Below are 12,107 nucleotides of genomic sequence, written 5' to 3' on the forward strand. Positions count from 1 at the left end.
GCATGGGCCGCCAAACTCACACACGCGCGCTATCGGTATGGGCCAACGGCGAGCGCGTCGGCGTCTGGCGCCTGCCCGCGCGCGGGCCCATGGAGTTCGCCTACGATCCCGCGTGGGTAGCCTCGCCCGCGGGACGGCCGCTGTCGTTGTCGCTGCCGTTCACGCCGGGCAACCTGGCGCAAAAAGGCCCGCGCGTCCTCAACTATTTCGACAATCTGCTGCCCGACAGCGAGGCGATCAGAAAGCGCATCGGCCAACGCTACCAGACCGAGACGCTCGATGCGTTCGATCTGCTGCAAGCCATCGGCCGCGATTGCGTGGGCGCCGTCCAGTTGCTCGCCGAAGACGACACGCCGCAAGGCGTCGAACGGATCGAGGGCACACCGCTCACGGACGGCGAGATCGAGACCATGCTGGCGCGCACGGTCAGCAACCCCGCGCTCGGCGCGCCCGACGAGACGGACGATTTCCGCATCTCGCTCGCCGGCGCGCAGGAGAAAACCGCGCTGCTGTGGCACGACGGCAAGTGGCAGCGGCCGCATGGCGCCACGCCCACCACGCACATTTTCAAGTTGCCGCTCGGCCTGGTCGGCAACAAGCTCGCCGATCTCAGCACCTCGGTTGAAAACGAGTGGCTCTGCCTGCGGATTCTGCACGCCTACGGCCTGCCGGTCGCCAACACGGAGATCATGACGTTCGGCAAGCAGCGGGTGTTGAGCGTCGAGCGCTTCGACCGGCAAATGCATTCGAGCGGCCAATGGCTGTTGCGCCTGCCGCAGGAAGACTTCTGCCAGGTGTACGGCGTGCCGTCGCATCGCAAATACGAAAACGAAGGCGGCCCGGGCGTGCTCGACCTCGCGCGGATCCTGCAGCAATCGGTCGAGGCGCGGCAGGACATCGAGACGCTGCTGGCGAGCCAGATTCTGTTCTGGATGCTGGCGGCGCCGGACGGCCACGCGAAAAACTTCAGCATCCGCCTGCTGGCGGGTGGCCACTACCGCCTCACGCCGCTTTACGACGTGATGTCGATCTGGCCGGTGGAAGGCAGCGGCCCGAACCAGTGGTCGTGGTTCAAGGCGAGGCTCGCCATGGGCATGTGGTCGCGCAGCAAGCACGACGCGTTTCGCGACGTGCAGCGGCGCCACTTCAACACCATGGCGCTGAAGTGCTCGTACGGCGCGGACGCGGAACCGCTGATCCAGCGGATGATCGAACAGACGCCCGGCGTGATCGAGCGGGTCTCGGCGGAATTGCCCGAACGCTTTCCGGCCAAGGTCGCCGAGCGGATTTTCAAAGGCCTGAAAAACTCGGCGGCGAAGCTCGGCACGATGTCTGCTGGCTAGACGTTTTCGGGCGGCTGGCATCGCGCGACATATTTCTCTTCAGATGCAGCGAGGTTTCATCGGTAAAATACATTGATGCTTAATGCATAAAAAGATCGCCAAACCGGTCCTATTCGACTCTCGCACGGAGGGGCTCGGCGGCGGTCGTACAAAACTACAGACTGCGATACTTTTTACGGTACATTTGCTGTCCCCTGCGTCGCCGCGTCTTTGCGCATTGCATGTGCATGGTCGCGCTGCGCCTGTCGTATCGCACTCCCCAGTACCCTTTAAGACGGCGGATTCTCACGCAGTATGGCCAACGAAACACACTCACCTGACTCCATCGCAGTCGCCGAGCGCGTGCGCGAGTTGATGAGCCGGCACGGAATCGGCAAACGCCAGCAGACCACGGAACTGTGCCGCATCCTCGATCTGAGTTTTTCACAGGGGCACCGCAAGTTGCGCGGCAACAGCCCGTGGACGCTCTCGCAGATCAAGAAGGTCGCCGAGGTGTTCGGCGAACCTGCCGCCCAGCTATTCGGCGCGCAATCGCTCGATCCCGGCATGGTCGGCGCGATCGCCCAGGAAGCCGTGTTCAGCATCGGCGCGATCGAACTGGCCTGCACGGCCTGGGTCGGCGCCGCGCTCGAGGCGGGCAGCCGCCCGGAATTCGTCGCGTACTCCCGGCTCGGTCAATGGCGCGTGGCGCGCCACGACGGCACGCTTTACCAAAGCGCGTACGAAGTCCACAAGATCGAGATCTATCCGCGCCGCGCCGAAACCGACAAGCCGACCATCGCCGTCGTCGACGACGATCAGGCCAGCGCCGACAACCTGCGCGACTATCTGGAGCGCAGCGGTTTCGCGGCGGTGGCGATCTACGGACTCGCGGCTTTTACCGACCAATTGCAATCGCAGGTGTTCGACGGCATCGTGATCGACTGGTTGTTCGGCGCGCAGACTTCGGCGAACGCGATTCGCGCGGTACGCGCCTCGGAAAATCCGGACGCGCCGATCTTCGTGCTGACCGGCGAATTGCTGACCGGCAAGGCCAGCGAATCGGAGATCAGCCAGGTGATCCGCAATTACGACGTCGCGTGCTATGAAAAGCCCGCGCGCATGGCGATCCTGGTCGCCGATCTGTCGAAGCGGCTGAACCGGCCTTAAGCGGATCCACCCGCGCCGGCAAACGGCTGAAGGCGTGTGCTCAGGTTGATGCCCACCTTCGCCCGGCCGCCCACGCTTCGCATCACACCGTATGCCGCGAAGCCAAAGCCCGCTGCAACGCGCTGCGGAGCTCCTCGTAATGTACCGGCTTTAATAACGCTTCGAAGAACGGCTGCGAGCCGGCTTCTCCTTCTCCCGCCACGCCCGCCTCCGGCGCATACGCGCTGACCACGATCACCGGCACACCTGCGGACGGCCCGCCCCGCGTGGCGAAGTCCGCGAGAAACGTATAGCCGTCGCGCTCGGGCATATGCAGATCGAGCAACACCACGTCGCAGCGGCGCGCGTCGAGCCACGCGAGTGCATCGTCGGCGTTCGCGACGGCGTGCGCGTCGAACTCCATGTGCGCGATCATTTCGCTGAGCGACTCGCGGATCAGGCGGTTGTCGTCGACGATCAGCACGCACGGACGCGCGCCACCCGGCTCGGCGCGCGCCGCCACCTCCTGCGGCTGCGCGGCCGCGACCGGCGAGACCGGAATCGTCACGGTGAAGGTGGTGCCCTCGCCCACCTTGCTCGCCACCTCGACGGTGCCGCCGAACAGTTTGACCAGCCCTTGCACGATCGTCAGCCCCATGCCCGCGCCTTCGAAGCGGCGCGTGCGCGATGCGTCCAGTTGGGTGAACTCCTGGAAGATGAGCGGAATTTGCGCATGCGGCACGCCGGGCCCCGTATCGCTGACGACGAAGATCAGCATCGCCGGCCGCTGCCGCAACTGCACGCGCACCGTGCCGGTCTCGGTGTAGCGGATCGCGTTGGTGACGAGGTTGTTGACGATCTGACGGATGCGGTGCGGATCGGAATCGACGAGGCCGCTCATGCCGCTCGCCTCGCTCTCCAGTTGCAGACCGCGCGCGGCGGCCGACATCGCGTGTTCGTCGACGATCGACGCGAGCAGTTCGCGCGGCTCGAAATGCTCGTGACGCAACTCGAGCTTGCCGGCGCCGAGGCGCGCATAGTCGGTCAGGTCTTTCATCTGCGCTTCCAGATGCCGCCCAGCGGTTTCGAGCCGCTGGATCACCTTGCGGTCCGCCTCGGAGTGATAGTTGAAGCCCAGCAATTCGATCGACGACACGATCGCATGCAGCGGCGTGCGCAGTTCGTGGCTGATCATGCCGAGAAACGCGTCCTTGGCATGACTCGCCTCGCGCGCGGCGCGGCTCGCCTGATGCTCGGCCTCGAGCGCCGCGTGCTGCTGATGCATCAGCCGCGTCCGGCGCCGTCCGTTCAACACGAGCAACAGCGTCGCCGCCGCCGACAGCAACAGCAGCAACATGCCGCCGGCGAACAGGATGCGGCGCTTGTCGATGAAGTCGCGGTTCATCGCTTCACGATCGGCGACGTCGGCGAAACGGCGGCTCAGCGCGAGATCGTTGACCTCGTTCCAGTGCTGACGCAGTTGCGCGACGATCCGGTTGGCCTGGCTGCGGTCTTTCGGCAGCGCGTCGACTTCAGGTTCGATGCCGCCCAGCAACTGATCGAGCGAATGGATTTCGTCCAGTTGCCTTTGCAGCAGCGAGAGCTGCGTGGTCAGCCGGCGCGTGGAACCGGCCATCACATGCAGCTTGGATTGCAGCAACTGATAACGCAGCATGAGCCGCTGATAGTCGTCGTCGACACCCGACTGATACAACAGCAGCTGATTCTCGAAGCGCGCGTAGGCGATTTGCAGTTGCGCGGCGTCCCAGTAGAAGCCGTCGTACGAGCCGGTCAACTGTTCAGTGGCGCGCGGGTTGAGCAGATTCGCGTACAACAGATAGCCGATCGCGCCGGCCGGCGCCGCGAGCGCGGTCAGCCAGATCAGCACGTAGAGCGCACGGCGCCACGGATGGCGCATTATTTGACGATGAGGGCCTTGATCTGCCATACGAATTTCGAATCGCCCGAGGCGCCCGTGAGTTCATCCGGGAACGCATCGCGCGGGTAGATAAGGAACAGCGGCCCGAAGTCGCTGATCTTCAGACGCCGGCCGTTCATGCTGTACGCAACGACCACGCCATAGCGATCGCAGTCCGACACCGGAATGGTGTAGGTATAGTCGTCGAGCGTATGGATCTCGACCTGGCTGCCATACGCGCCGACGGTCTTCAGAATATCCGCCAGCAGCGGTCCTGTGAAGGTGGAGCGTGGCGTCCAGGTGGTCGAGGTCGTGATCGAGTGGACCGGCAACGCGAGCAGTTGGGCTTCGGTGAGGTGGTAAGTCTTGTGCGCGGCATCGGTGGTCTTGCCGATCTTGCCTTGCACGTCGAGCGCCAAAAGTGACGGCCCCGACTGAGCCTGCGCGCTCCACGCGGCCAGCGCGAGCACGAGGCCCGCAGCCCAGCGTGCGCCCGCGACGGCGCGTTTTCGGTCATTCACCCGGGTGGTCGATCTGGTCATCTGCTTTTTTATTCCGTTATCTGTTTTCTTGCGGGCGGCCTGACAGTCGCCGGCTCGGTCTATTACCGGCCCGCCGCCCCTCGCCCCGGCCGCGGTCTCGCGTCGCGCGTCGGGCTGCCGCGCGTCACCCCGACGCGCGATCTTTGAACCGCATGCATAATATCGCCAAAATTCTTTGTCTCAAAAACGAGGTCCCGCGGCCGCGCGCGCACCGCTTGCCACGCCCGCGCCAGAGACGCTCGCCCCACACGCGCCACGCGACGCCCTACGAGTCATGAACAAGCCGGTTTTGCCCCTGACGTACGAACAACTCGATCATTGGATCGAATCGCTGCAGCCTGCCTTGCTGGCGGAGCGCTTCACGATGGCGATCGGCATTCTGCGCGGCGGCGCGCCGCTTGCGCTGATGGTCTCGCATGCCGTCGGCACGCCCGTCGCCTTCCTGCGCTACGACCGCCAGACGCGCGCGGCGGCCTGGGATTCGACGCTGCCGATCCCGCCCGCGGGTTCGACCGTGCTGCTGTGCGAGGACATCGCCGGGCGCGGTTTTACGCTGACCGATTGCATCGCGTTTCTTCAGCAGCACGGCCTCGTGGTGAGGACGCTGACCGGCGCCGTCGACGACCTGAGCCGCACGCAACCCGACTACGCGATCGACGCGCGCGGCTACTTCGCGTTATTTCCGTGGGAGCGCCAGGCGTACACCGAGCGGTATCGCGACGACTGGGCGCGCGTCGAATCAGGCGCCGCCCCTGCGATGGCTGACGATCACGAATACGCCACCTACGCGATCGACCTCGACGGCATTCTGCTGCCCGACGTGCCGCTCGCGCGTTATGACGAGGATCTGGCCGCCGCGCTCGCCGAACGCGATGCATTGCTGCCGTTCGAGGTGCTGCCGGAGATCGACTTGCAGCGGGTTCGCACGATCATCACCGGCCGGCCGGAACTGGATCGCGCGCGCACCGAAACGTGGTTGACGCGCCACGGCTTCGGCCATCTGCAACTGGTGATGCGCACGCCCGGCACGCACGATGAAAGTCCCACCGGCAGCGCCGCGCACAAAGCCGCGGCCGCATTGCGCGGCGGCGTCACGCATTTCATCGAGAGCGATCCGGTGCAGGCGCTGCTGATCGCACAGCAAGCGCCGCTGTTGCGTGTGATCTGGTGGGACGCGGCCACGCAAACCGGCATGCTGGTCGGCGCGCGTGCGTGGACCGGCGTGTCTGAGCGCTAGCCTTCTTTCGCTTCCCTGATCTCCTTGCCGTCGCGCAAGTGCAGATGCCGCGCGGCCCGCTGCGACGCGACGACGATCAGCTTCATCGTCGCGCGTGTGGCGCCGACGAACAGCTTGCGTGCGATGCGTTCGTCGAAAGTCTCAAAGTCGACCTCGGTGAAAATCACGCACGGCGCCGCTTGCCCCTTGAAGCGGTAGATCGACTCGAACAGCACGTCGCCTTCGCGGTATTCCGGGTTGCCGAACAGATCGTACTTGCCCGTGAAACTGCGCAGCCGATGCGGCCCGAGCTGATCCAGCGCGGTCATCGCCGAGCCCTCGCGGCCGCGAAACGACAGCACCACAATGTCCTGCTTGCGAAAACCGAGCGAGAGCGCCTGCGTGATCGCGCGCTTGGTGGCCTCGATGCTGCCTTCGGCGGCATTCGCTTCGTCGTAGACCGAGAGCGAAATATCGGAGCCGTCGAACGGACTGCCCGACGCGAGCGCCGCGGCCAACGGCACCGAGGCGCCGACCACGTCGCGCACGTAATCGAGAATGTCGCGCGGGCTGCGATAGTTGGTGGTTTCTTTCAACGTGGTCCAGCCGGGCAGCGCGACGGGTTCACGCATATACAGATTCTGCAGCGGGTCTTCGAGCCACCACCACGCGGCACCGGGGCGCAACAGACGCTCGAGTGCGGCGACCCACGGCTGCTGGAAGTCCTGGCCTTCGTCGACGATCAGCACGTCGAATTGCCAGCGCGGATCGATCGGCGTTTCGGCGAAAGTGGTTTCGAGCTGATCGAACACGTCGCCCGCCTGGAAATCCGGTGCGCGCCCCGCGTCGCGCGCGATCCAGTCGCACAGCTGGTGATAGTTCGCCACCTTCGCCTCGGGCGGCGCGACCCGTGCGATGTGGTCCGCCAGCGGCCGGTTGAAGCACACGTATAACGGCGTCTGGCCGCGCGCCACCGCGTCCTTCATGACCTGCACCGCGAGTTGCGTCTTGCCGGAGCCGGCCGTGCCGATCACGCGCAACCGGAACGGCGCGAACTCGAGCCGCCGCGCCCATGTCGCCAGACCGCCCGCGAGCCGCGTGACGAGCGTGCCCGCCTGCCCGACCAGTGCGCTGGCGTCGGGCGTGAGCGCCAGTTCGTCGGCGAGAAAGTGGTGGATTTTCGGCGCGCAGGCAAGGCGCGGTTCGTCGGCCGGCAATGCTTCGCGGATGATCGCCGCGAGCCTGTCCTTGCGCGTCGCGTCGACGATCCGCGCGGGGTTCACGCCGGCGATCGCCGCGTCCTTGACGATGTGGTCTGGGCAATACAGCAGTTCCTCGACGAAATACGTGCCCGCACCGAATGCCGCGGTAAAGCGCCGATGCAGACTTTCGATGGTGTGCGCGAGTGCGATCGCCACATTGCGCTCGGTCTGCAGATAGACGTTGACGAGCCCTTTCGGCGTTTCGCGCAGAAAGCCGGTTTTCTGTTCGACGATCATCACGCGCCCCGCAGGGCTGACAATCACGAAGTCGGCTTCGCCGAACACCGAGAAGTTCTGGTTCAGGCGCGTCCAGTGCACGCCGTGATAAACGGTATAGCCATCGGGCAGCGCTTCTTCGAGCAACGCCAGCGTTTCGCGTTCGCGGGCCGCCGCGCCGGTGGCGGCGAGGCTCTTCCAGTCGTCGGGAACAATGCGGGCCATGCGTGCCTCGTCGGATTCGGGTGGGCTCATTGTACGCAACGCGCACGCATTGCCGAATGGCTGCCGGGGCGTCGTTTTCGGACGTGACTGCCGCCATGTTTCATGCGGCCGGTTGCGGCGCCGCGGCGCGCAACATCGCGCTCATCGTGTATCGTTACTGGCTGAACGCCGCGCGACGGGCGCGGCTTACCAACGTAAAGAAAAGGATTTACCGGATGATTACGATCTGGGGACGCGCCAATTCGGTCAACGTCCAGAAAGTGTTGTGGTGCTGCGATGAGCTGGTGCTGCCGTATGACCGTGTCGACGCCGGCCTGCAATTCGGCCGTAACAACGAAGCCGACTATCTCGCGATGAACCCGACCGGCAAGATCCCGACGCTGGTCGACAACGACTTCGTGCTGTGGGAATCGAACTCGATCCTGCGCTATCTCGTCATGCAATACGGCGAAGGCAGTCTGTTGTATCCGTCGGAGCCGAAAGCGCGCGCCAGCATCGACCGCTGGCTGGACTGGTCGCTGTCCACGCTGCAACCCGCCGAGCGTCCGGTGTTCTGGGCGCTCGTGCGCACGCCCGCCGCCGAGCGCGACGCCGCCAAGCTCGCCACCGACCTCGACGCCGTCACCGCGCTGTGGCGCATGCTGGACACGCATTTGCAAGGGCGTTTCTTTCTCGAAGGCGAGAAGTTCACGCTGGCCGACATCGTGATCGGCGCCTATGCCAAACGCTGGTTCGGGCTGGATGGCGTGGCGCGCCCGCCGCTGCCGAATCTGGAGCGCTGGTATTCGCGTATTGCGACGCGCACGGGGTTCAAGAAGTACGTCGACTTCCCGCTGACCTGAGCTATCGAGCGGCGCGTGGCCCGCGCCCTGGCCACGCGCCCTGCTGCCTGATCGTGGCGCATACGGCGAAGGCGGCGGGCAGACGCGTCGCGTGCCGGCACGGCAAGACGCGATGGCCTTTATAATCGACGCATGAAGACCGCCAAGCCCGCCGCGACCGCCGACAAAACCACCTCCGCCGCCTCCGCTCACCCCGATGAGCCGGGGCACACCCACGGCGTTTCGCAGGAAGCCGCACTGACACTCGCGGAAGAATATTGCCGCGAACGCGGCGAAAAACTCACGCCGATCCGCCGCAAAGTGCTCGAATTGCTGCTGAATTCGGGGCGCGCCACCAAAGCGTATTCACTGCTCGACGAGATGCGCCAGATCCATCCCGGGTCGGCGCCGCCCACCGTGTACCGCGCGCTGGACTTCCTGCTCTCGGCGGGGCTCGTGCATCGGATCGAATCGATCAATGCCTTCACCGTCTGCCACGATCTGACGCAATGCCAGCACGGCATCCTGGTGGTGTGCCAGCAATGCGGCAACGTCACCGAATTGCATCAGCCGAAACTGCGCCAGGCACTCGTCGCCCAGATCGAAGACTCGGGCTACCGTCTTGCGAGCGATGAAATCGAATTGAAGGGATTGTGCTCTGCCTGTCAGGCGTTGGAAGCCGCGGCGTCGAGCAAGGGTTCGGGAACACCCGTCGTCGCCGTCAAGTAACGGCAACGTGCGCGAACCGCACTCGTTCCTGCTTTGCCATCAAGCCAGGCATCTGAAGATGCGGGCGTCGCGGCGCGGCTGTCAAGCCGCGCTTTGAATCCCTCGCCTAACTCGAAGCCCTGCTTCAGCCCGCCGCGCGAGCGTGAATCGCGTCGTGCAGCAGCGTCACGAGGTCATCGGGCGACGCCGGCTTGGTCATGAAATGCTGGAAGCCTTCGCCGATGCTGCGCAAGCGGTAAGCGTCGTCAGTGTGGCCGGTGAGCGCCACCGCCACCGACGGCGGGTGGTCGCCGCGAATCTCGTGGTCGCGCAAGCGTTGGATCAGGTAGAACCCATCCATGGCGGGCAGTTCCAGATCGCACACCACGGCGTCGGGTAACAACCGCAGCGCCGCCTCCACACCCTCTTCCGCATCCGCCACGGCGACGACATGCGCGCCTTCTGCTTCGAGTAGTAAGGTCAACGATTCCCGGCTGTCCGGGTCGTCTTCCACGAGCACGATCGTGGCCTGATCGAGTCTCAATGCTCCGTTCATTTTCCGTTGTTGCTCTAAAAAACCGGTTAGGCCGTCCGACTTGGCCAACGTTTCGCCCTGCTGTTTGCCGCCGATCCGCGCGGCTGCGATATTGCTGTTCATGGTTCCGACTCGATTTCATGCGCCGAGTTGCAAACAGGCCCAACATTGTAAAACATGGCCCGAGCGCCAATGCGCGCACAGTAACGCGCCAAAATTGCACGCCAAAGAAAAACCGGCCCTCGGCGCCACAGTCATGGTTGACCGATGTGGACTCCCGATTCGCCGCGGCGGCCCGTGCAAACCCCATGGCACGGCCCTTCCCGCCTGGCGTCTCCTTTCACATTCCTGTTCTTTTGCAAAGCCGGCGACCTGATTGATGCCGCCAGCATTTACGTCCAACCCATCAGCAGCACGTTGCGTGCCTCGCCGGTTTCGGTCTCGTATGAGTACGTCGCGGTGTGCGGCTTTGCTACGATGGTTACGTGGGGCGCTATCATCGTGTGCGCTTGCCATGTCCCGTTTTCCGCTTCCCACCTTGAGGCCGCCCGACACCATGTCCGATCTCGACTCCGCCACGCTCGAAGCACTTCGCCAGGTCAGCACCGCCACGCTGACGACTCAATTGTTCAAGCGCGGCCTGCGCAATACGTTCATGCAAGGCGTCGCGCCGCTCGCCGCGCCCAGCGGCGCGAATCTGGTCGGGCCGGCGTTCACGCTGCGCAACATTCCGTCGCGGGAAGACATCGACGTGCTCGAACTATTTGCCGATCCCGAGTACGCGCAGCGCAAATGTGTCGAAACGATTCCGGCCGGCCATGTGCTCGTGCAGGATTGCCGCGGCGAGCGCGGCAGCGCGTCGTTCGGTTCGATCCTGACGCAACGCTTGCAGGTTCGCGGCGTGGCGGGCATGGTGTCCGACGGCCCGGTGCGAGACAGCACGACGATCGCGGCGCTCGGCATTCCCGTGTTCTGCGCGGGCGCGAGCGCGCCGCCCAATCTGATTCGCCATCACGCGGTGGATATCAATGTGCCCATCGGCTGCGGCGGCGTCGCGGTGTTTCCAGGCGACGTGATCGTCGGCGATGCGGACGGTGTGGTGGTGATTCCGCTGAAAATGGCGGCAGAGGTCGCGCAAGCCGCTGCCGAACAGGAGCAACTCGAAGCGTTTCTCACCGAGCGGATTCGTGACGGCGCGGCCTTGCCCGGCACTTACCCGCCGAACGAAACGACGAAAGCCGCTTATGAGGCGTGGAAGGAAAAAGGGAAAGCGTAAGGCAGCGCGGCGCGGCGCGGCGGCGGATGATTGCGCTCCGCGTGGCACCGGCGCGGTTCAGCGAGCAGCGGCCATCAATCGGCTTTCTTCGGACCGATGCCCTGCACCAGCAAGGCCACGGCATGCCGCGCGATTTCCTCGCCCCCGATATTGCGACGCACGGGGTCGTTGCACCACAGCTTCGAGGTGGCCAGCGGCAAAATCGTCAGCCCTAGCAGCGTGACGAATACGAGCGCGGGTTCCAGTCCGGCGTTCAGCCGCCCTTCCTTCTGCCAGCGAGCAATGGCCGACAGCGACGCCTTCTGATGCGCGTTGCCGAAGCGCTCGTGCATGCGCTGGCGCAACAGACCGCCGTCGCTGATCACTTCGCGCACCCACAGCGAAGGAAACCACGGATTGTCGGCGGCCACCTGCACCAGTCGCCGAGCGAGTTGTGTGATCGCCGCCACCGGATCGTCGGGATTTTCCTGGAACGGCACGCCGAGCCCCGCGCGCAGCGGCGCGAAACGTTCGTCGATCAGCACGTCGAGCAGTTGATCGCGTGTCTTGAAGTAGTAATGCATCATTGCCGGCGTGAAACCAGCCTCGCGGGCGATCTCCCCGAGCGTGGTGTCGACAATGCCCTGCCGCGCGAACAGCACGAGCGCGGCGTCGAGCAAGCGGTTGCGCTGCTCCGGTCCGCGCGCGGCGCCGGAAGGCCTGCCCGGCCGCCGCGCGGGCGCGGCCGCCGCCTCCGGTTTCACCGACGACGCGCCTGCGTGGGTTTCAACAGCCTGGCCAGGCGCGGAACGCGCCTTGCGAACCTTCACGGCAGCCGTATCAGGCACCGTGTTTTTCACCCTTCGACCATCTGACGGAATCCTTGCCATTGCATTCAATTTGACTGGTGACGCGATGTCGAATATATTAATCTCCGA

Annotated in this window: 11 protein-coding genes; 6 read left to right on the plus strand and 5 right to left on the minus strand. The window is 64.9% G+C overall.

From position 1 onward, the window contains the following. The first annotated feature begins 2 nt into the window (after positions 1 to 2). Together PQR42_RS21465 and PQR42_RS21470 are read left to right on the plus strand one after the other, a co-directional pair. On the plus strand, positions 3 to 1,343 hold the full coding sequence (locus PQR42_RS21465) for a type II toxin-antitoxin system HipA family toxin (protein ID WP_408442716.1): 1,341 nt from the start codon (positions 3 to 5) through the stop codon (positions 1,341 to 1,343). Positions 1,344 to 1,637: 294 nt separating this feature from the next. Then, on the plus strand, positions 1,638 to 2,492 hold the full coding sequence (locus PQR42_RS21470) for a helix-turn-helix domain-containing protein (protein WP_408388004.1): 855 nt from the start codon (positions 1,638 to 1,640) through the stop codon (positions 2,490 to 2,492). 82 nt (positions 2,493 to 2,574) lie between these two features. Here PQR42_RS21470 and PQR42_RS21475 read toward each other — a convergent pair whose 3' ends face one another. Further along, on the minus strand, positions 2,575 to 4,419 hold the full coding sequence (locus PQR42_RS21475; protein ID WP_408388002.1) for an ATP-binding protein: 1,845 nt from the start codon (positions 4,417 to 4,419) through the stop codon (positions 2,575 to 2,577). After that, complete coding sequence (locus PQR42_RS21480) at positions 4,389 to 4,931, minus strand: putative pterin-binding protein (protein ID WP_408205765.1); 543 nt, start codon at positions 4,929 to 4,931, stop codon at positions 4,389 to 4,391. The genes PQR42_RS21475 and PQR42_RS21480 overlap by 31 nt, the downstream gene beginning before the upstream one ends. 274 nt (positions 4,932 to 5,205) lie before the next feature. On the opposite strand from PQR42_RS21480, the gene PQR42_RS21485 reads away from it, so the two are divergent. Next, the gene (locus tag PQR42_RS21485; protein WP_408388000.1) at positions 5,206 to 6,168 is read left to right on the plus strand and encodes a phosphoribosyltransferase; all 963 of its coding nucleotides are present in this window, start codon (positions 5,206 to 5,208) and stop codon (positions 6,166 to 6,168) included. Here PQR42_RS21485 and PQR42_RS21490 read toward each other — a convergent pair. Then, positions 6,165 to 7,850, minus strand: a complete 1,686-nt coding sequence (locus tag PQR42_RS21490) for an ATP-binding domain-containing protein (RefSeq protein ID WP_408387998.1) — start codon at positions 7,848 to 7,850, stop codon at positions 6,165 to 6,167. The two genes, PQR42_RS21485 and PQR42_RS21490, sit on opposite strands and share 4 nt — an antisense overlap. Positions 7,851 to 8,065: 215 nt before the next feature. Between PQR42_RS21490 and PQR42_RS21495 the strand changes: the two genes are divergently transcribed. Further along, positions 8,066 to 8,692 carry a glutathione S-transferase family protein gene (locus tag PQR42_RS21495; protein WP_408206183.1) on the plus strand — a complete coding sequence of 209 codons (627 nt, stop codon included), beginning with the start codon at positions 8,066 to 8,068 and terminating at the stop codon, positions 8,690 to 8,692. Between the two features lie 132 nt (positions 8,693 to 8,824). Continuing rightward, positions 8,825 to 9,400 (plus strand): Fur family transcriptional regulator, encoded by a 576-nt coding sequence (locus tag PQR42_RS21500; protein ID WP_408387996.1) that lies wholly within the window; start codon positions 8,825 to 8,827, stop codon positions 9,398 to 9,400. Between the two features lie 124 nt (positions 9,401 to 9,524). On the opposite strand, the gene PQR42_RS21505 is transcribed toward PQR42_RS21500, so the two are convergent. Beyond that, the gene (locus PQR42_RS21505) at positions 9,525 to 10,037 is read right to left on the minus strand and encodes a response regulator (RefSeq protein ID WP_408387994.1); all 513 of its coding nucleotides are present in this window, start codon (positions 10,035 to 10,037) and stop codon (positions 9,525 to 9,527) included. A 433-nt stretch (positions 10,038 to 10,470) separates the two neighbouring features. Here PQR42_RS21505 and PQR42_RS21510 point away from each other — a divergent pair, with 433 nt between their 5' ends. Next, positions 10,471 to 11,190, plus strand: a complete 720-nt coding sequence (locus PQR42_RS21510; protein WP_408387992.1) for a ribonuclease activity regulator RraA — start codon at positions 10,471 to 10,473, stop codon at positions 11,188 to 11,190. A gap of 74 nt (positions 11,191 to 11,264) precedes the next feature. On the opposite strand, the gene PQR42_RS21515 is transcribed toward PQR42_RS21510, so the two are convergent. Further along, on the minus strand, positions 11,265 to 12,059 hold the full coding sequence (locus PQR42_RS21515; RefSeq protein WP_408387990.1) for a TetR/AcrR family transcriptional regulator: 795 nt from the start codon (positions 12,057 to 12,059) through the stop codon (positions 11,265 to 11,267). Between the last annotated feature and the right edge of the window lie 48 nt (positions 12,060 to 12,107).

The organism is Paraburkholderia sediminicola (assembly GCF_046027355.1).
Lineage (GTDB): Bacteria > Pseudomonadota > Gammaproteobacteria > Burkholderiales > Burkholderiaceae > Paraburkholderia > Paraburkholderia sediminicola_B.